The 19,452-nt window shown below is 73.0% G+C and carries 13 protein-coding genes; 8 read left to right on the plus strand and 5 right to left on the minus strand.

From position 1 onward, the window contains the following. The first annotated feature begins 11 nt into the window (after nt 1-11). A complete protein-coding gene (locus OIB37_RS10825; RefSeq protein WP_330457348.1) occupies nt 12-797 on the plus strand; it encodes an adenosylcobinamide-GDP ribazoletransferase in 786 nt (261 codons plus the stop codon). A 125-nt stretch (nt 798-922) separates the two neighbouring features. Here the strand turns inward: OIB37_RS10825 and OIB37_RS10830 are convergent, their stop codons facing one another. The 4 genes from OIB37_RS10830 to OIB37_RS10845 all read right to left on the minus strand — a co-directional run bounded on the left by OIB37_RS10830 (nt 923) and on the right by OIB37_RS10845 (nt 7,082). Then, nucleotides 923-1,576, minus strand: coding sequence for a spherulation-specific family 4 protein (locus OIB37_RS10830; RefSeq protein ID WP_330457349.1), 654 nt, complete (start codon nt 1,574-1,576; stop codon nt 923-925). After that, on the minus strand, nt 1,573-3,231 hold the full coding sequence (locus tag OIB37_RS10835; protein WP_330457350.1) for a hypothetical protein: 1,659 nt from the start codon (nt 3,229-3,231) through the stop codon (nt 1,573-1,575). Before OIB37_RS10835 ends, OIB37_RS10830 begins: the two co-directional genes overlap by 4 nt. Then, entirely contained in the window at nt 3,228-4,748 is a 1,521-nt protein-coding gene (pelF, locus tag OIB37_RS10840; protein ID WP_330457351.1) for a GT4 family glycosyltransferase PelF, read from the minus strand. Before pelF ends, OIB37_RS10835 begins: the two co-directional genes overlap by 4 nt. A 297-nt stretch (nt 4,749-5,045) precedes the next feature. Then, entirely contained in the window at nt 5,046-7,082 is a 2,037-nt protein-coding gene (locus OIB37_RS10845; RefSeq protein WP_330457352.1) for a hypothetical protein, read from the minus strand. A 381-nt stretch (nt 7,083-7,463) separates the two neighbouring features. Here OIB37_RS10845 and OIB37_RS10850 point away from each other — a divergent pair, with 381 nt between their 5' ends. The 7 genes from OIB37_RS10850 (at nt 7,464) to OIB37_RS10880 (ending at nt 18,234) form a co-directional block, all read left to right on the plus strand. Then, a complete protein-coding gene (locus OIB37_RS10850) occupies nt 7,464-8,996 on the plus strand; it encodes a leucyl aminopeptidase (protein WP_330457353.1) in 1,533 nt (510 codons plus the stop codon). 322 nt (nt 8,997-9,318) lie between these two features. After that, nucleotides 9,319-10,707, plus strand: coding sequence for a dihydrolipoyl dehydrogenase (lpdA, locus tag OIB37_RS10855; RefSeq protein ID WP_330457354.1), 1,389 nt, complete (start codon nt 9,319-9,321; stop codon nt 10,705-10,707). Between the two features lie 60 nt (nt 10,708-10,767). Next, nucleotides 10,768-12,582 (plus strand): 2-oxoglutarate dehydrogenase, E2 component, dihydrolipoamide succinyltransferase, encoded by a 1,815-nt coding sequence (gene sucB, locus OIB37_RS10860; protein ID WP_330457355.1) that lies wholly within the window; start codon nt 10,768-10,770, stop codon nt 12,580-12,582. Nucleotides 12,583-12,815: 233 nt separating this feature from the next. Continuing rightward, nucleotides 12,816-13,439: a GntR family transcriptional regulator gene (locus OIB37_RS10865; RefSeq protein WP_330457356.1), complete on the plus strand. Its 624-nt coding sequence runs from the start codon at nt 12,816-12,818 to the stop codon at nt 13,437-13,439. A gap of 389 nt (nt 13,440-13,828) precedes the next feature. Beyond that, nucleotides 13,829-16,540, plus strand: a complete 2,712-nt coding sequence (aceE, locus tag OIB37_RS10870) for a pyruvate dehydrogenase (acetyl-transferring), homodimeric type (RefSeq protein ID WP_330457357.1) — start codon at nt 13,829-13,831, stop codon at nt 16,538-16,540. A gap of 89 nt (nt 16,541-16,629) precedes the next feature. Continuing rightward, nucleotides 16,630-17,613 (plus strand): helix-turn-helix transcriptional regulator, encoded by a 984-nt coding sequence (locus OIB37_RS10875; RefSeq protein WP_330457358.1) that lies wholly within the window; start codon nt 16,630-16,632, stop codon nt 17,611-17,613. Nucleotides 17,614-17,715: 102 nt separating this feature from the next. Next, nucleotides 17,716-18,234 (plus strand): DUF4240 domain-containing protein, encoded by a 519-nt coding sequence (locus OIB37_RS10880; protein WP_330461817.1) that lies wholly within the window; start codon nt 17,716-17,718, stop codon nt 18,232-18,234. Between the two features lie 257 nt (nt 18,235-18,491). On the opposite strand, the gene OIB37_RS10885 is transcribed toward OIB37_RS10880, so the two are convergent. Beyond that, nucleotides 18,492-19,382, minus strand: a complete 891-nt coding sequence (locus OIB37_RS10885) for a peptidoglycan recognition protein family protein (RefSeq protein WP_330457359.1) — start codon at nt 19,380-19,382, stop codon at nt 18,492-18,494. Nucleotides 19,383-19,452 lie beyond the last annotated feature (70 nt).

Here is a 19,452-nt window from a genome sequence, read left to right on the forward strand (position 1 = left end):
AACCTGCGCCGATGCTCAGGACCTCCCCTCTCGACGGACTCCGCTTCGCCTTCGGCACCCTCACCGTGCTGCCCGTACGGGTACGCCGCTGGGACCGCGAGGCCGCACGCGGGGGCATGCTGACCGCCCCGGTGGCCGGACTGGTCGTCGGCGGCGCGGCGGCCGGCCTCGGGCTGCTGCTCCTGTTCCTGGGCGCCGGTCCGCTGCTCGCCGCCGTCGCCTCGGTCGCCGTACCCGCCGCGCTCACCCGGGGCCTGCACCTCGACGGGCTCGCCGACACCGCCGACGGGCTGGGCAGCGGGAAGCCGGCGGAGGACGCGCTGCGGATCATGAAGCAGTCGGACATCGGTCCGTTCGGGGTGATCACGCTGATGCTGACCCTGCTGGCCCAGGTCGCCGTGCTGGCGCAGCTGTACGACGGCTCCTGGGCGCGGGGCGCGCTCGCGGCGGTGACTTCGGCGGTCGCCGCCCGGCTGGCGCTCACCCTGGCCGCGCGCGCCGGAGTGCCGGCCGCCCGGCCCGAGGGGCTGGGGGCCGCGGTCGCCGGAGTGGTGCCGGTGCCGGGCGCGCTGGCCGTCGCGGCCGCCGTCACCCTCCTCGCGGCCGCCTGGGGCACGGTCTTCGGCCCCTACGGCCCGCCGCACACGGCGGCCGCGGTGCTGCTGGCCCTCGCCGCCGCCGAACTCCTGCTGCGCCGCTGCGTCCACCGCTTCGGCGGGGTCACCGGCGACGTCTTCGGCGCCCTCGCGGAGACGGCGGCGACGACGGCGCTGGTGGTGCTGGCGCTGGGTGGCTGAACCGGCCTCACAGATCCCGTTCGGGGGCGCAATTCCGTAGGCACCGTTCCGGGTTGCGGTTCCGGGTCGCAGGGAGGCGGGTTGTCCCTCCCCGACTCCGGGCGGTCCGGGCGGCCGCGTCCGCCTCAGGGTGCGGGCGGGCCCACGCCGTGGGGCAGTGTGCCCCAGGGGTGGGCGCCCGCTCCCGGCACCGCGCAGTGCACGGCCGCGCCCCGCACCCGGGCCCCCTCCGCCACGTCGGCGCCGGGCGGGACGTCGTACACCAGATGGCACAGCCGCACGCCCGACGGGTAGCGCCGGGGCCGCGCGGGGGTGCTCCGGTACGCCGGCCAGGGGCCCTCGAAGGTGACCAGGAGGTCGGCGAGGGCCGCGTACGCCGGGTGCGGCGGAGTGCCGTGGTTGAACGCGAGCGTGCCGCAGCCGAGGGTCCGGGCGGCCGCCGCCAGCCGCTCGTAGTACGGCAACTCGTCTGCCCCGGAGGACACTTGGTCCAGGAAGGCGCCCTGCGTTCCGTACCACTCGCGGTGGGTTCTCATCTCGCGTACGACGTCGTCGTGGGGCCGTGTGCCGTAGCCGGTGTCGGTGTAGCCGAGCAGCGTGACGCCCGCGCGCCGCAGCCGGACTGCGGTCGCGGCGAAGGCCTCGTCCGGGCGTTCGCCGGGGCCACTGGCCGGGTTGAGAACGACGCCGTACAGACGCGGCGCGGCCGCGAGGATCGCCGCCCACTCGGCCGGGCGGACCGACGGATGCTCGTAGTACGGGACCAGCAAGCTGTTCATCGGTGCGCCGTCGCCCTTCCCAGCAGGCCCCGGGCCAGGGCGACCTGGACGGTGGCCGCGGCCGCGTACACGGCGAGGCCGACGAGGCGCGGATCGCCCGCGTGGGTGAGCAGCGCCAGCGTCTGGGCGAGGGCCGCGGCACAGCACACCGCGGCGGCACCGAGCACGGCACCGAAGGACTGGAGCAGCAGCCCGGTCCACAGCACCACACCGAGCGCGAGCAGCCCGGCAAGGCGGACACCGGTCGGCAGGGGGGAATGCGGCCAGGACGCGGCGGCGACCACGGCCAGGACGAGCAGGGCGGCCAGGTAGCCGAAGAGGCAGCGGGCCAGAGTGCGGCCCAGGGTCCGGCGGAACGTCCGCGCCGTCCCGCTCGCCCGCAGGGCGGCCAGGCCTCCGCTGCGGAAGCGGTACAGCAGCCATTCGGCGGGCCCCATGCTGAGCGTGAGCGCCACGGCCTCCGGCGCGGCGACCGCGCTGCGCTCCGCCCCGGTCAGGACGTCACCGAGGCCCGCGTACAGCACGAGGACACCGCTGCCGAGCCCGAAGACCGCGTAAGGCAGGGAGGACAGCAGCCGGGGACCCGGCCCCCCGCCCCGCACCGGCCTGACGGCGGGGAGCAGCGCGGTGACCGGCGCGGCGAGAACCCCGGCCCACCGCCTGACGAACGGCCCCGGCCGGGGTGCGGCGCAGCTTTCGGGGGTCCGGCTCGGGGTGGGGGGCGCGCCGAGGCGGCCGAAGGGAAGCAGGGCGGTGAGGCCGGCCGGCCAGTGCCCCGTGGGGCGGGGTGCGGTGGGGCGGGCGGTCCGGGGGCCGGCGCCCGGTCTGCGCAGCGCCGGGGCGACTTCGAGGAAGCCGAGGGTGGCGACGGCGGCGGTGGAGGTCACCAGGAGGAGCAGGCGGGGCTGGTCCGGGAGCGGGTGGGCCAGGGCGAGGAGGGCGCCTGCCGTCAGCGGGGTCAGGGCGGCCAGGAGGGCCCGCTCGCGGCCCATGACCAGCAGGACCCCGGAGGCGCCCAGGTAGCAGGACTGGCCGGCGGCGAACGCCGCGGCGGCCGGGTGGGCGGCGCCCCCCACGGGGAGGGCGGCCAGGGCGCCGAGCAGCATGCCCGCCGGGGTGCCGACGAGCAGGCAGCGGCGGGCCGCCGGGCGGTCGCCGAGGCCCAGCCAGGCGTAGGCGCGGTGGGCCAGACCCTGGTTCCAGGCCCAGCCGCACAGCGCGCTCGCCAGCAGGGTGAGGGTTCCAGCCGGCAGGTCGAAGGCGTCGCGCGGGCCGGCGAGCAGCGGGGCGCCCAGCACGTAGGCGAAGCCGGGGAGCGCGAAGACCAGGCCGCGCAGCAGGCAGCCGAGGAGACCGGCCCGCCAGGGGTCGGCGGGTGTGCCCTCGGGCTCGGGGTGGCGGCGCGGGATGCGGTCGTACAACTCCTCTGCGAGGGCGAAGGAGTTGAGGACGCCGTAGCGCTCGCGTATCTGGTCGTCCGAGAGGCCGTCGGACTCCAGCAGGGCCGCCACCTCGTCGGGGTGGACGGCGGCGGATACGAACGTGTCGAGTTCGCGGGCCAGTTCGTCGATCGGGTCGGGCCGCTCCGGGTCCGGGCGCCGCCGCTGGTGCGGGATGCCCGGCAGGGTGGCGGGCGTGCGCAGATCCTCGCTCACCAGCCGGTCCCGTCCGTCGCGACCGCCGCGTACCAGGGGTCGCGCAGTTCGGCGGTCCAGTCGTCGACCGTCTCGACGGTGGGCTCGTAGACCTCGGGAAGGCCGGCGAGTTCCTGGTAGATGGTGCGGAAGTTGTCGACCGAGCGGCGCAGGGTGAACCGGTCGATCACGCGCTGTCGGGCCGACTCCCCCAGCCCCAGGCGCCGTTCGTCGTCCCGGAGCAGGGTCAGGGCGGCGGCGGCCATCTTCTCCGGTTCGCGCGGCGGGACGACGAGGCCGGTGTCGCCGACGGCCTCGCGGACCCCGCCGACGTCGGTCGAGACGGTCGTACGGCCGCAGGACATGGCCTCGATGATCGAGAACGGGAAGCCCTCTGAGATGGAGGAGAGCAGCACGAGGTGGCCGGCCGCGTAGGCGCGCCAGACCTCGGTGATGCGGCCCTCGAAGGTGACGCCGTCACGGACGCCGAGTTCGGCGGCGAGTTTCTCCAGGCGGGTGGCGTAGGCCTCGCCGCCGGGCGGGACCGGGCCGAACAACCGCAGCCTGGTCGCGGGGAGTTCGGCGCGGACGAGGGCGTAGGCGCGCAGCAGGGTCTCCAGGTCCTTGATGGGGTCGACGCGGCCGCACCAGGTCAGGGTGGGCACGTCCGGCTCGGGGCCCGCGTGCGGGAAGGCGTGCGGGTCGACGCCGTTGTAGACCGTGCGGATGCGGCCGGCGTCGGCGCCGCCGCGCTCCTCCCAGCGGCGGTTGTACTGGTTGCAGGGGGTGATCAGGTCGGCGGCGCGGTAGCCGTGGGAGTTCAGCGCGCGGTAGAAGCCGAGCAGGAACGCCTTCACGGGCCAGCGGTGTCCGTCGCCCAGCTGCCCCAGATAGCGTTCGCGCAGGTAGATGCCGTGCTCGGTGAGCAGGAACGGCACTCCGTCGAGGTGGTGCGCGGCGAGCGCGGGCAGGGTCGCCAGGCCGCTGCTGACGGCGTGCGCCACCGAGTCCTCGGGGATGCGCACACTCAGCGGGCGCAGGGCGTGTTCGAGCAGGTCGGCGGCGGTGAGGGCGTCGTGCACGGTCGGGCGGGCCGCGGCCGTCGACAGGTGCGGCATGGTCCAGATCCACTGCAGCGAGCGCAGCGCCTGTTCGGTGCGCAGGGCGGCCGGCAGCCATCCCGCACGGGCGATGCGGGCGAGTTCGCCCAGCGCGCCGCCGAAGTCGCAGCGGGACTCGGGGTCCAGAAAGGACAGCAGGAGACGCTCGTAGGCGTCGGTGAAGCGGCGCCGGGCCCTGCCGTAGGGGGCGCGGGCGCGGCCGGGGCGCGGGCCCCAGGTGGGCACGGTGGTGTGCCGGCGGACGTTCGGCGGCAGCTCCCAGGTCACGGGTTCGCGGCCGCTGCCGGTGAGTGAGACGAGATGGAAGCTCACCTCCGGCATGCCCTTGACGAGCTGGTCGCACCAGGTGCTGACCCCGCCGTGGACGTGCGGGTAGGTGCCTTCGGTGAGCATGGTGACGTGACGGCCGGTGCGCATGCTTGCGCGGATCCCCCCTGTGATGCGGATGACATGCGGGAACTGCGGCCCGGAACCCGGCTGTGGGTCCGCCGGGTCGTGTCCGACGATTCGCCTCGGATCAGCGGGCGGCGTCCGGTGCGTGCGTCGCAGGGCGGAGGATCGCCCGCGTACTGGACGTACGCGGGCGATCCGGCAACGCGGCGAGGTGCCGTGCCGGGCGTCGCCCGCCCGGCGGGAGTCGTCGGACACGGCCCGGGGCCGGACGCGCGGTTCCCCGGCGCCCCTCAGGGCACTGTCGGTGCTGCCCGTCGGCCGCTACGGCAGCTTGAGCGTGAGTGCGGACTGCAGGGTGCCCGGCGTTCCCCAGGCCGAGCGCAGGCCCGCGTACGACGTCCCGAACGCGCTGGAGGTGAGCAGGAACTGCTGCTTGGTGCCCTCGGGCACCGTGACCGGGATCTGGGTGCCGGACGGCGCGGTGACCGTGACGGTGTTGCCGATGCGGTAGGCGGTGACCTTGCCGCCGTCCAGCGCCGCCTGCCACTTGGCCCGGTTCTGCAGTTCGGCGCCGATGGCGCTCTGGCGCAGGTTGACGATCGGGGTGTTGGCCGCGAACAGCGCCTGGTAGTCGGCGAGGACACGGTCCAGGACCGGGTAGAGGAGGCGGTCCTCGGCCAGGTTGGACTGGTGGGCGTAGTGCGGGCGCGGATCGTTGCTCAGCACGTGCCCGAGGTCGGTGTGGGCCTCGGTGGGCACGATGTGGCCGGTGAAACCGGTGTCCGTGTCCAGCGGTGCGCCGAGGCAGGTCGAGGTCGCGTTGTTCTCGCAGATCCCGCTGCCGCCGTCGGCCTCGGAGGTGTAGATCCAGTTGTACTCGTCGGCCATCTCGGCCTTGGTGCCCACGTTGTAGTACACGTTCATCGGGTACCGCGGCACGGTCAGCGTGCTGCTGCCAACGGTCCGCTGCTCGGATTCGCGGGAGTTGTCCGAGGCGGTCCACTTCACGCCGTTGGAAGCCAGGGCGGGCCCGAGGTTGGGGTTGTCCTGCGGCTGCTGCGGGAGGGTCTTCAGCCCGGAGTGCTCACCGGTGACCAGTTCGCTGCGGTCCAGGGAAAGTCCGTGCTGGGAGGCCCAGTTGTTGTTGTTCGAGATCTCCCCGGAGATGTCGGAGCGGCTCACCCACTTCGTCGAGCCGTCGGGGTTCTTCGCGCAGGCCCACGGCACGGTCGAGGTGTCCTGGACGCAGCCGAGGAACATGTGGGTGTAAGTGTGGTTCACCCAGCGGTACTTGGCCTTGTCCTTGAGGAGCTGGTCGGCCAGCGCGTCGGTGCCGCCGTGCTCGCTCTTCCACTCCTCGCCGGCGCCCGCGTTGAAGACCATGTCCAGGGTGAGGCCGTGGCTCTGCTGCCACGCGGCCGCGTACTGGGCGTCGGCCGGTGTCATCCGGATCGGCGTCTCGGTGTCGTCACCGCCGCCCGCGCAGTCGATGTCCCCGGGCGTGCAGTTGCGGGCGGCGTCCCAGCGGGCGTCGGGGGCGAAGACGTCGTCCACGTGGACGGCGAAGTAGTTGCGGGCCTGCCCGAGGTGCACACCCTGGGTCAGCCACTCCACGATGCCGCGCGCCAGCACCCGGAACTGCTGCTGGTACTGGTTGTAGGCGAAGGTCACCACCAGTTCGCGGCGCCCGTCGTGGGCGTACTCGCCGAGCAGGCTGCCGTTGCCCGTGCCGCCCGGCACGGGGGCGTCGACATAGCTGGTGTAGCCGGTGCGGGGCTGGGCTATGAAGCCGTAACTCTCCTGGACCGAGGGCGAGTTGTCCTCGAAGGAGAAGCCGCCGGCCAGGTATCCGAAGGGGCCCGCCCGGCCGGCCGTGCTGACGGTGGCCGGACGTCCGTCGAGGCCACCCGCGTAGCCGTTGCTGTCGGTGTAGTCGAGGCCGACCTCGGGGTGCGCCCAGGTGTAGGCGTCGACCTGCGGGATGCCGTACGTCTTCTCGTACGCCTCCAGGGCCGTCTGCTCGGCGGATCCGGCGCCGAACGGGGCCTCGTTCGGCAGCACCACGCCCTGGAACTTGGCGCGGGGCCGCCCGCCGACCGTGTCGCTCAGGAAGGCGGCGTTGATGGCGGGGCGACCGGAGTCGCCCAGGTCGACCCGGGTGTACGGGATGCCCTCGCTCCGCAGCTGCGCGGCGATCGCGCCGACGGAGCCGCCGTCGTCGTCGACCACGAGGACCCTGAGGTCGACGCGTGGGTCCGTCGCGGCCGAGGCCGCGGGCGCGGCGATCCCCAGGCTGATCAGAGCGGCCGCCGTCGCCGTGACCGTCACGGTTCTCCGGCGGTGCGCGCGATAACTCATGTCTGGTTCCTCCCCCCAGAAGATCCTCTGCGGTGAATCCACGGAGGATCTGTGGAAATCATGCGTTTCGGCGGACAACCAACCCACCGGAACCCGACGAGTGTGGCTCAGGTCACTGAGGCGCAGGGGGCGGAAGTGGCCATGACGCCACGGACAGGTGAACGTCCGTAGGAATGAGCGAACGGTCACACGCGCGTAGTCTCGTCCCGGGTGTTCGCCGACACGGTGAAGGCCCCGGTTGCCACCTGCCCCAAGGCATGGACCTAGGGTCGGCTCTCGGGCCCGGTCGACCCACCCCGCGCGATCCCGGTCGCTCCGTCAGGACGACCGAGGATCACAACGGCCACAGCAACTTCACATCGGAAGCGAGATTTCACCACCGTGACTGCTCTGACTCTCAGCACCGCCGCGGCGCCCGGCCTGCGGGCCGACGCGATCGTCGTCGGTGTCGCCAAGGGCTCGGCGTCCAAGTCTGGGGACCTTGTCGTCGCGCCAGGCGCCGAGGCCGTGGACCACGCGTACGACGGCAGGCTCGCCGGCCTCCTGGAGACCCTCGGCGCCTCGGGTGCCGAGGGCGAGCTGACGAAGCTGCCCGCCCCGGCCGGCTTCAAGGCACCGCTCGTGGTGGCGGTGGGCCTGGGCGCGGAGCCCGGCGAGGACGCCGGGTACGACACCGAGGCGCTGCGCAGGGCCGCCGGTGTGGCCGCGCGTGCCCTGGCCGGCTCGAAGAAGGCCGCGTTCGCGCTGCCCGTCGAGGACTCCGGTGCCGTCGGCGCGATCGCCGAGGGCGTGCTGCTCGGCGCCTACGCCTTCGACGCGTACAAGGAGGGCGACGCCAAGGCCAAGAACGGCAAGGCGCCGCTGGGCGAGGCCGCGCTGCTCGGCGGCAAGCCGCGCGACGCCGCCCACAAGGACGCCCTGGCCCGGGCCGTCGCGGTCGCCGAGGAGCTGAACCGCGCCCGCGACCTGGTCAACACCCCGCCGAACGACCTCACCCCGGAGGCGTTCGCCGCCGTCGCCCAGGCCGCGGCCAAGGAGCACGGCATCAAGGTGCAGGTGCTCGACGACAAGGCGCTGACCAAGGGCGGCTACGGCGGCATCCTCGGCGTCGGCGGTGGCTCGGAGGCCAAGCCGCGCCTGGTCAAGCTGTCGTACACGCACCCGGAGGCGGACAAGCACCTCGCCTTCGTCGGCAAGGGCATCACCTACGACTCGGGCGGCATCTCCCTCAAGCCGGCCGGCCACAACGAGACGATGAAGTGCGACATGGCCGGTGCCGCCGCCGTGTTCGCGGCGGTCGTCGCCGCGGCGCGGATCGGCCTGAAGGTCAACGTCACCGGCTGGCTGGCGCTGGCCGAGAACATGCCGTCCGGCTCCGCCGTGCGCCCGGGTGACGTGCTGCGCATGTTCAGCGGCAAGACCGTCGAGGTCCTCAACACCGACGCCGAGGGCCGGCTGGTGCTCGCGGACGCGCTGTGGGCGGCCTCCGCGGAGGAGCCGGACGCGATCGTGGACGTCGCCACGCTGACCGGCGCGATGATGCTGGCGCTGGGCAGCCGGACGTTCGGTGTCATGGCGAACGACGACGCGTTCCGCACCGCCCTGCACGAGGCGGCCGAGGAGGTCGGCGAGCCGGCGTGGCCGATGCCGCTGCCGGAGCACCTGCGCAAGGGCATGGACTCCTCCGTCGCCGACATCGCGAACATGGGTGAGCGGATGGGCGGCGGCCTGGTCGCCGGTCTGTTCCTGCGCGAGTTCGTCGCCGACGGGATCACGTGGGCGCACCTGGACATCGCCGGCCCCGCCTTCAACGAGGGCGGCGCCTTCGGCTACACGCCCAAGGGCGGTACGGGTACGGCTGTGCGGACGCTGGTGCGCCTCGCCGAACTGACGGCCGCGGGCGAGCTGGGCTGAGTCCCGTCCCTCCGGGGTTCCTTCCGTAGTACCGCGGGGGCGCGGGGGCTGGTCACACAGCTCCCCGCGCCCCCGCGGGTGCGCCGTCGCCCGTCTCCGCCGCAGGCGGGCGCGGACCGCGCCGCTTTGGGGTGCCGCCCTCCGCGAACGTGGGACGCGTCTCACACCCCAGCCCGGCGTCTCGCACCCCTCGAACAAGTGCAAAGATGGAGCCCGGCAGGACAGGGCCCCATCCGAGGGCCGAAGCATCAAGCGGCCGGACACCAGCCGCCTGCCGGTCAGCGAAGACCGGCGTACGGCGCACATGCATGGAGGACGTGACGTGGCGAACGACGCCAGCACCGTTTTCGACCTAGTGATCCTCGGCGGTGGCAGCGGTGGTTACGCCGCGGCCCTGCGCGGAGCGCAGCTGGGCCTGGACGTCGCCCTGATCGAGAAGGACAAGGTCGGCGGCACCTGCCTGCACCGGGGCTGCATCCCCACCAAGGCGCTGCTGCACGCCGGTGAGATCGCCGACCAGGCCCGCGAGAGCGAGCAGTTCGGCGTGAAGGCCACCTTCGAGGGCATCGACGTCCCGGCCGTCCACAAGTACAAGGACGACGTGATCTCGGGCCTGTACAAGGGTCTCCAGGGTCTGATCGCCTCGCGCAAGGTCACGTACATCGAGGGTGAGGGCCGGCTGTCCTCCCCCACTTCCGTGGACGTGAACGGTCAGCGGATCCAGGGCCGCCACGTCCTGCTGGCGACCGGCTCGGTGCCGAAGTCCCTGCCCGGCCTGGCGATCGACGGCGATCGCATCATCTCCTCCGACCACGCCCTCGTCCTGGACCGCGTGCCGAAGTCCGCGATCATCCTGGGCGGCGGCGTCATCGGCGTCGAGTTCGCCTCGGCGTGGAAGTCCTTCGGTTCGGACGTCACGGTCATCGAGGGCCTGAAGCACCTGGTGCCGGTCGAGGACGAGAACTCCTCCAAGCTGCTGGAGCGCGCCTTCCGCAAGCGTGGCATCAAGTTCAACCTGGGCACCTTCTTCGAGAAGGCCGAGTACACCCAGGACGGCGTGAAGGTCACCCTGGCCGACGGCAAGGTGTTCGAGGCCGAGGTCCTGCTGGTGGCCGTCGGCCGCGGCCCGGTCTCGCAGGGCCTGGGCTACGAGGAGGCCGGGGTCGCCATGGACCGCGGTTACGTCCTCGTCGACGAGTACATGCGCACCAACGTTCCGACCATCTCCGCCGTCGGTGACCTCGTCCCGACCCTCCAGCTCGCCCACGTCGGCTTCGCCGAGGGCATCCTGGTGGCGGAGCGTCTGGCCGGTCTGAAGACCGTCCCGATCGACTACGACGGTGTCCCGCGGGTGACGTACTGCCACCCCGAGGTCGCCTCCGTGGGCATCACCGAGGCCAAGGCCAAGGAGATCTACGGCGCGGACAAGGTCGTCGCTCTGAAGTACAACCTCGCGGGCAACGGCAAGAGCAAGATCCTGAAGACCGCGGGCGAGATCAAGCTCGTCCAGGTCAAGGACGGTGCCGTGGTCGGCGTCCACATGGTCGGCGACCGCATGGGCGAGCAGGTCGGCGAGGCCCAGCTGATCTACAACTGGGAGGCGCTGCCGGCCGAGGTCGCGCAGCTCATCCACGCCCACCCGACGCAGAACGAGGCACTCGGCGAGGCGCACCTGGCGCTGGCCGGCAAGCCGCTGCACTCCCACGACTGACCTCCGGTCACGGGCGCGACGACACAGACTTCCGCAATTCGTTAAGGAGCAACCGAAACCATGCCGGTTTCCGTAACCCTTCCGGCGCTCGGTGAGAGCGTCACCGAGGGCACCGTCACCCGCTGGCTGAAGGCCGAGGGCGAGCGCGTCGAGGCCGACGAGCCGCTGCTCGAGGTCTCGACCGACAAGGTCGACACCGAGATCCCCTCCCCCGTCGCCGGCGTGCTGGCCTCCATCAAGGTCGCCGAGGACGAGACCGTCGAGGTCGGCGCCGAGCTGGCGCTCATCGACGACGGCACGGGTGCGCCCGCTGCCGCCGAGGCCCCGGCTCCGGTGGCCGAGCCCGCCCCCGCTCCGGCCGCCGAGGCCCCCGCGGCTCCGGCCGCCCCGGCCCCCGTCGCCGAGGCCCCGGCTGTGACTGCCGCAGGCCCTGCCGGTGGCGCCCAGGGCACGGACGTGGTCCTGCCCGCGCTCGGTGAGTCCGTCACCGAGGGCACCGTCACCCGCTGGCTGAAGTCGGTCGGCGACTCCGTCGAGGCCGACGAGCCGCTGCTCGAGGTCTCCACGGACAAGGTCGACACCGAGATCCCGGCGCCCGCCTCGGGCGTGCTGCTGGAGATCGTGGTCGCCGAGGACGAGACCGCCGAGGTCGGCGCCAAGCTCGCCGTCATCGGTGCCGCCGGTGCCGCCCCGGCCGCCGCTCCGGCGCCCGCCGCCCCGGCGCCCGCCGCCGAGGCCCCGGCCGCCCCCGCGGCTCCCGCGGCCCCCGCCGTCCAGGCTCCGGCTCCGGTCGCCCCGGCGCCCGCTGCCCCGGCCCCCGCGCCGGCCCCGGTCGCCGCCGCTCCGGCCCCGGTCGCCGCCGCTCCGGCTCCGGCCGCTCCGGCGCCCGCTCCGGTCGCCCCTGCCGCCCCGGCTCCGGCCGCCGCGCAGGCGACCGACGAGGGTGCCTACGTCACCCCGCTGGTGCGCAAGCTCGCCGCCGAGAACGGCGTCGACCTGGCCACCGTCACGGGCACCGGCGTCGGCGGTCGTATCCGCAAGCAGGACGTCATCACCGCCGCGGAGGCCGCGAAGGCCGCCGCCGCGCCGGCTCCGGCCGCCGCGCCCGCCGCCGCCCCCGCCGCGAAGAAGACCCCCACCCTGGAGGTCTCCCCGCTGCGTGGCCAGACCGTCAAGATGCCCCGCATCCGCAAGGTCATCGGCGACAACATGGTCAAGGCGCTGCACGAGCAGGCCCAGCTGTCGTCGGTCGTCGAGGTCGACGTCACGCGCCTGATGCGGCTGCGCGCCAAGGCGAAGGACTCCTTCGCGGCCCGTGAGGGCGTCAAGCTCTCCCCGATGCCGTTCTTCGTCAAGGCCGCCGCGCAGGCGCTGAAGGCCCACCCGGTCATCAACGCCAAGATCAACGAGGCCGAGGGCACGATCACCTACTTCGACACCGAGAACGTCGGTATCGCGGTGGACTCCGAGAAGGGCCTGATGACCCCGGTCATCAAGCACGCGGGCGACCTCAACATCGCCGGCATCGCGAAGGCCACGGCGGAGCTGGCCGGCAAGGTCCGCGCCAACAAGATCACCCCGGACGAGCTGTCCGGCGGGACCTTCACCATCTCCAACACCGGTTCGCGTGGCGCCCTGTTCGACACGATCATCGTGCCGCCGGGCCAGGTCGCGATCCTCGGCATCGGTGCCACGGTCAAGCGTCCGGCCGTCATCGAGACCGAGGAGGGCACGGTCATCGGCGTCCGCGACATGACCTACCTGACCCTCTCCTACGACCACCGTCTGGTCGACGGCGCCGACGCGGCCCGTTACCTGACGGCCGTCAAGGAGATCCTGGAGGCGGGTGAGTTCGAGGTCGAGCTCGGCCTCTGAACTCTCTGATCGGCCAGTACGGTGCCCCGTCCGGAACTTCTCCGGGCGGGGCACCGCGCGTTGGGGCGCGGTACCGGAGGGCGCGGGGCGCATCGGCGTACGGCTCCTGGACGCCTGCACCGGCAACCCCGTGTGCGCCTCGTCTCACCTGCGCGAAAGCCCCCTCACTCACCGTCCCGAACCTCCCGACGGCCGTATTGTCTACACGTCAAAGTCCTCCCGAAGGAGCCCTCATGACCGCGCCCGTCGTCCACTCGCTGCGCGAACAGATCCGCGAGCACATCGTGGAGGGGATCGTCAGCGGGCGCTGGCAGCCGGGCGAGCGCATCGTGGAGCGGCGGATCGCGACCGAGCTCGAGGTCAGCCAGACGCCGGTGCGGGAGGCGCTGCGCGAGCTGGAGACACTCCGCCTGATCGAGTCCGCCCCGAACAAGGGCGTACGGGTGCGCAACCTGACCGCGGCCGACCTGGAGGAGAGCTACCCGGTCCGTGCGGGCCTGGAGGCCATCGCGGCGGAGCTGGCGGCCGAACGCCTCGCGGAGGACTGCTCGGCCCTGGAACCGCACGTCCTGGCCCTGTACGAGGCCGACCGCCGGTCCGACGGCACGGGCCAGGTCCGCCACACGGTGGGCTTCCACCGCGAGATGGTCCGCGCGGCGGGCAACTCGGTGCTGCTGCACACCTGGGAGGGCCTGGGCATCGAGGTGTTCACGGCGCTGTCCATCCGCTGGCTGGGCACGGTGCAGCAGTCGTACGCGGAGGAGCACGAGGAGCTGGTGCAGGCCTTCAAGCGCCGGGACCCGCGGATCGCGGAGCTGGTGAAGGCACACGTCCTGGGCTGCGCGCCGCGCGCCTGACACACCGCCGCACCCGCACCGCCGTACCGCCGCGCGCCTGACACACCGCAGCACCGCCGCGCGGCCGCACCGCCGCACCCGCACCGCCCCACCCGGGCGTCCCGGTGCACCCGAGCATCCCGGTGCTCACCTGCGAAAACCTGGGCCAGACGCGGCACCCGGTGCCCATTTCCAAGGCACGGGGTGCCTACTTTCTGACAATCGGGGAGTTTTACCCCTCACTCCTTTGATCGATCATCGATCAGGGAGTTACAGTCGCCGACGGACACGCGACGGGGTCGCAGATCGACACCGCCACCGAAGTCCGCTGCCCTGTCCTGCCAAAGACCAAGGGCAACCCTGAACCCTTAACGACGAGGGAACCCCCTTCGACTGAGGAAGGCGGCGACATGACCGACCCCCACGCCATCCAGCCGAGCGCGCTGGACCAGCTCCCGGACCGCGACCCGGAGGAGACCGCCGAATGGCAGGCCTCCCTGGACGCCGTCGCGCGTGAGGCTGGCCCGCACCGCGCCGCGTACCTGATGCGGCGCACGCTGGAGCGGGCCGAGGCGGGCGGCGTCGCGCTGCCGAAGCTCCTCGAGACCGACTACGTCAACTCCATCCCCACCGCCGCCGAGACGGCTGTTCCCGGTGACGAGGCCATGGAGGCCCGGATCACCGCGTGGAACCGCTGGAACGCGGCCGCGATGGTGACCCGTGGCAGCAAGTACGGCGTCGGCGGCCACATCGCCACCTTCGCCTCCGCGGCCTGGCTGTACGAGACGGGCTTCAACCACTTCTTCAAGGGCAAGGAGTCCCCGGACGCCGCGGGCTCCGGCGACCAGCTCTACATCCAGGGCCACGCCTCCCCCGGCATCTACGCCCGCGCCTTCCTCGACGGCCGGCTCAACGAGCAGCACCTGGACAACTTCCGCCAGGAGGCGGGCGGAGGCGGCCTGCCGTCGTACCCGCACCCGCGCCGGCTGCCCTGGCTGTGGGAGTTCCCGACGGTGTCCATGGGCCTCGGCCCGCTGTCGGCGATCTACCAGGCGCGCTTCAACCGCTACCTGACCAACCGCGCCATCAAGGACGTCTCCGCCTCGCACGTGTGGGCGTTCCTCGGCGACGGCGAGATGGACGAGCCGGAGTCGACGGCGGCCCTCGCGCTCGCCGCCCGTGAGGAGCTGGACAACCTCACCTTCGTCATCAACTGCAACCTGCAGCGCCTCGACGGCCCGGTCCGCGCCAACTTCAAGATCGTGCAGGAGCTGGAGGCCCAGTTCCGCGGCGCCGGCTGGAACGTCATCAAGACGCTGTGGGGTTCGGCCTGGGACGAGCTGTTCCAGCTGGACACCACGGGCGCGCTGGTGCGCCGCCTGCGCCAGGTGCCGGACGCGCAGATCCAGACGTACCAGACCCGCGACGCCGCCTACATCCGCCAGGACTTCTTCGGTGCCGACCCGGCGCTGGTGGAGATGGCGAAGCTGCTGAGCGACGACAAGATCTTCGAGTGCTTCCACCTCTCGCGCGGCGGTCACGAGGCGCGCAAGGTCTACGCCGCCTACAAGGCCGCCGTCGAGCACAAGGGCGCGCCGACCGTGATCCTGGCCCAGACGGTCAAGGGCCACACCCTGGGCGACGGCTTCGCGTCGAAGAACGCCAACCACCAGATGAAGAAGCTCTCGGTGGACGAGTTCAAGGCGATGCGTGACCTGCTGGAGCTGCCGATCGCGGACAGCGCGTTCGCCGACGGCCAGGTTCCCTACGGCCACCCCGGCGCCGACTCCCCCGAGGTCCGCTACCTCCAGGAGCGTCGCGCGGCCCTCGGCGGCCCGGCCCCGTCGCGTCGCGTGCACCCGCTCGCGCCGCTGCCGGCTCCGGCCGAGAAGGCCTTCGCCGCCTTCGACAAGGGCTCCGGCTCGCAGAACATGGCGACGACGATGGCCTTCGTCCGCCTGGTCAAGGACCTGGTCCGCGACAAGGAGACCGGCAAGCGCTGGGTGCCGATCGTCCCCGACGAGGCGCGCACCTTCGGCATGGAGTCGCTCTTCCCGTCCCTCGGCATCTACTCGCCCAAGGGCCAGACGTACGAGCCGGTCGACCGCGACCAGCTGATGTACTACAAGGAAGCCAAGAACGGCCAGATCCTCAACGAGGGGATCACCGAGGCCGGCTCGATGGCCGACTTCATCGCCGCGTCCACCGCGTACTCCACGCACGGCGAAGCGATGATCCCGTTCTACATCTTCTACTCGATGTTCGGCTGGCAGCGCACGGCCGACCAGATGTGGCAGCTCGGCGACCAGCTCGGCCGCGGCTTCCTCGTCGGCGCGACGGCGGGCCGTACGACCCTGACGGGCGAGGGCCTCCAGCACGCCGACGGCCACTCCCCGGTGATCGCGGCCACCAACCCGGCCGCCCTCACCTACGACCCGGCGTTCGCCTACGAGATCGGCGTGATCGTCCGCGAGGGCCTGCGCCGCATGTACGGCGAGGCGAAGCCGGGCGAGGACCAGGACGTCTTCTACTACCTGACGGTCTACAACGAGCCGCTGCCGCAGCCGGCCAAGCCGGCCGGCCTCGGTATCGACGAGGGCATCGTCAAGGGCCTGTACCGCTTCAACACGGCCGAGTCGGCGGGCGTCAGCCCCGCTGCCAACGCCCCGCGCATCCAGCTGCTGGGCTCCGGCACGGCGATCCACTGGGCGCTGGACGCGCAGAAGCTGCTCGCCGAGGACTGGGGCGTGGCCGCCGACGTGTGGTCCGCGACCTCGTGGTCGGAGCTGCGCCGCGACGCGATGGAGGCCGACGCGGCCATCCTGCGCGGCGAGGAGCGCGTGCCCTACGTCCGCCAGGCCCTGCAGGGCGCCGAGGGCCCGGTCCTCGCGGTCTCCGACTACATGCGCCAGGTCCCGGACCAGATCGCGCAGTGGGTCGAGCAGGACTGGTCCTCGCTGGGCGCCGACGGCTTCGGCCTGTCCGACACCCGTGACGCCGCCCGCCGCCACTTCGGTGTCGACGCGCAGTCGATCGTCGTCGCGGCCCTGGCCCAGCTCGCCAGGCGCGGCGAGGTCCAGGCGACCGCGGTGAAGGAAGCCCGGGAGAAGTACGGCCTGTAGGTCATCCAGGTTCTGTGAGGAAGGGGTACGGCAGCCGCCGTGCCCCTTCTTCGTGTGCTCTGTCAGTGGCCCCCGGCATGATGAGGGGCATGCGTGCGGCCCGGCTCATCAAGATGGTGCTCCTCCTGCAGTCCCGCCCCTCCATGACCGCCGCCGAGCTGGCGCGGGAGCTGGAGGTGTCGGAGCGGACGGTGACCCGGGACGCGCAGGCGCTGTCGGAGGCGGGCGTGCCGGTGTACGCGGACCGGGGGCGGGCCGGCGGGTACCGGCTGGTCGGCGGGTACCGGACGCGGCTGACGGGGCTGGCGCGCGGCGAGGCCGAGGCGCTGTTCCTGAGCGGGGTGCCCGGAGCGCTCAGGGAGATGGGGCTTCAGGACGCGGCCTCCGTGGCCCGGCTGAAGGTGTCGGCCGCGCTGCTGCCGTCCCTGCGGGACGCCCCGGACAGTGCCGCCCGGCGGTTCCATCTGGACGCGCCCGCCTGGTTTCGGGAGCCGGAGCCGCCGGCGCTGCTGCCCGTGGTCGCCGAGGCGGTGTGGGACGACCGGCCGGTCCGCGCCGGGTACCGGCGGGCGGACGGTGTCGTGGAGCGGGAGCTGGAGCCGTACGGGCTCGTGCTGAAGGCGGGCGTCTGGTACCTGTGCGCGCGGGTGGCCGGCGACGGTGCCTTCCGGACCTACCGGATCGACCGGTTCGCCTCGGTCACCCCCGTGGACGGGCGCTTCGACCGCGACCCGGGCTTCGACCTGCCCGCCCACTGGGCCGAGCGGGCGGAGGCGTTCGCCCGCTCCATCCTGCGCGCCGAGGCCGTCGTACGGCTCTCCCCCGAGGGGGTGCGCGCGCTGCCGTACGCCCTCGATCCGCTCTCCGCGCGTGAGGCGCTGGCGGGCGCGGGCGAGCCGGACGTCCGGGGGTGGGTGACGGTGACCGTCCCGGTGGAGTCGGAGGAGGTCGCGCACACGCAGCTCAGGGCGCTGGGGCCGGAGGCGGAGGTGGTGGCGCCGGCCGGTCTGCGGGAGCGGTTCGCCCGGGACGCGGCCCGGACGGCGGCGCTGTACGGACATACGGCCACCTGACATACGGGCGTACGGCCACCGGTCGGGCGGTCCACCCTCCTGATAACGATCCGCCGTACTCCGCGTGCGGCGGATCGTTAGAGGCCCGATGCTTGACCCGTGATGGACGAGACGGAGTTCTGGGAGCTCATCGACGCCACCCGCGAGGCCGCCGAGGGCGACCCCGAGGAGCAGGCCGACCTGCTCGTGGACCGGCTGCTCCAGCTGGATCCGGAGATGGTCCTGGACTTCGCCCGTCACTTCGAGGCCCGCTACAACCGCGCCTACCGCTGGGATCTGTGGGGCGCCGCCTGGGCGCTGCTGGACGGGGCCAGCGACGACGCGTTCGACTTCTTCCGGTGCTGGCTGATCGGTCAGGGCCGGGAGGTCTTCGAGGGCGCCCTGCACGACCCGGACTCCCTGGCCGATCTGCTGGACGAGTTCGACGAGGAGATCGACGGCGACGGCGAGGAGCTGGGCTACGCGGCCGACGAGGCCTACGAGCAGCTGACCGGCGTGGTCGCCCCCGACCTGGGCATCGCCCCGGCCCCGGCCGAGCCCGCGGGCGCCCCGGTCGACTTCGAGGACGACACGGTCCTCGCCGGGCGCTACCCGAGGCTCTGGGAACGGTTCAAGGACTGACATGGGCTCCACGCCGCGGACACCGGCGGTGGGAGGGCGTGCGGGACGGGCGCGGCGGGACCTCGCGGACACGCGGCCTCACATGCGTTGCACCTAGGGGGTGTCGTTTGGATCAGGTCGGATCAGGCCGCGGCGTCCGGTGCGGTGCCTCGCAAGGCGGAGGATCTGCCGCGTACCGGACGTACTCGGCTGATCCGACAACGCGGCGAGGTGCCGTGCCGGGCGTCGCGGACCCGAGCTGATCCAAACGACACCCCCTAGCGTTTGCCGGTCGGGGGCCGGCCCTGCAGGCGGGCGGCCGACTGTCTGATCTCGGGGAGGCGGGCGGTCAGGGCGGCGCCGGGGCAGCTGGTCATGAACCCCTGGTCGTGGCCGGCCACGACGGGAAGGCTGGCGGCGCTGCCGGCGTGGTAGCGGCTGAGGCCGTTGCTGGAGACCAGACGGACGCGGGCGCGCGGGTCGACGCCGGCGAGGCCGAGCTTCCAGGCGGCGACGGCGGCGATCGCGTCGGTCATGGCCCGGGGGACGGGGACCCCGGCGGTGAAGGTGCCCAGCGCGGCGATGCCGGCGGTGCGATGGTTGAAGCCCTGGGTGTGGGCGCCGGTGACGGGCCGCTCGGCACCGCCGGCACGGCCCTCGTAGATGGTGCCGCAGCGGTCGACGAGGAAGTTGTAGCCGATGTCGTCCCAGTTCCGGGCGCCGGTCTGGCCCGAGTACAGGTCGCGGATGATGCGCGGGGCGTCGGCGCAGTCGTAGCCGTTGGGCGAGTCCGTGTGGTGGATGAAGACGGCGACCACCTTGTCGTCGTAGCGCGGGGGCGGCTGGGTGCGCCCGGTGGTGCCGTCCAGCCAGGCGGTGCGGGGCACCATGGCCGGCCGGGCCGCGCGGTGCGCCGGCCCGGTGCGGACGGGGGCCTGCTGGGCGAGCGGGACGCTGCCGCCGCGTTCGACGCCCTGGGCGCACAGCAGCAGCGCGAGCACCGCGGCGATCGGGGGCAGCGAGCCGAGCAGGACCAGGACGGCGTCGGGAAGGGCCACGGCTCGCCGCTTCCATGCCCGTGGCCCACGGAGACGGAAAAAACGCATGGTGTCACTGTCGGACCGGGCCGGCCCGTCCGCGACGTGTGTTGTGCCACCTGGCGGAACCATCGTCCCGGTCCGGGACGTTTCTGGGGGTACACGCACGGCGCCGCGCGGCGCGTGGTCCGCTTCTCCCGGG

Source organism: Streptomyces sp. NBC_00820 (assembly GCF_036347055.1).
In the GTDB taxonomy this organism is placed as follows: Bacteria; Actinomycetota; Actinomycetes; order Streptomycetales; family Streptomycetaceae; genus Streptomyces.

Coding starts and splice junctions, on each gene's coding strand:
- OIB37_RS10825 (WP_330457348.1), top strand. CDS start 12: ATGCTCAGGACCTCCCCTCTCGACGGACTCCGCTTCGCCTTCGGCACC.
- OIB37_RS10830 (WP_330457349.1), bottom strand. CDS start 1,576: ATGAACAGCTTGCTGGTCCCGTACTACGAGCATCCGTCGGTCCGCCCG.
- pelF (WP_330457351.1), bottom strand. CDS start 4,748: ATGCGCACCGGCCGTCACGTCACCATGCTCACCGAAGGCACCTACCCG.
- OIB37_RS10845 (WP_330457352.1), bottom strand. CDS start 7,082: ATGAGTTATCGCGCGCACCGCCGGAGAACCGTGACGGTCACGGCGACG.
- sucB (WP_330457355.1), top strand. CDS start 10,768: ATGCCGGTTTCCGTAACCCTTCCGGCGCTCGGTGAGAGCGTCACCGAG.
- OIB37_RS10865 (WP_330457356.1), top strand. CDS start 12,816: ATGACCGCGCCCGTCGTCCACTCGCTGCGCGAACAGATCCGCGAGCAC.
- aceE (WP_330457357.1), top strand. CDS start 13,829: ATGACCGACCCCCACGCCATCCAGCCGAGCGCGCTGGACCAGCTCCCG.
- OIB37_RS10875 (WP_330457358.1), top strand. CDS start 16,630: ATGCGTGCGGCCCGGCTCATCAAGATGGTGCTCCTCCTGCAGTCCCGC.
- OIB37_RS10880 (WP_330461817.1), top strand. CDS start 17,716: ATGGACGAGACGGAGTTCTGGGAGCTCATCGACGCCACCCGCGAGGCC.
- OIB37_RS10885 (WP_330457359.1), bottom strand. CDS start 19,382: ATGGTTCCGCCAGGTGGCACAACACACGTCGCGGACGGGCCGGCCCGG.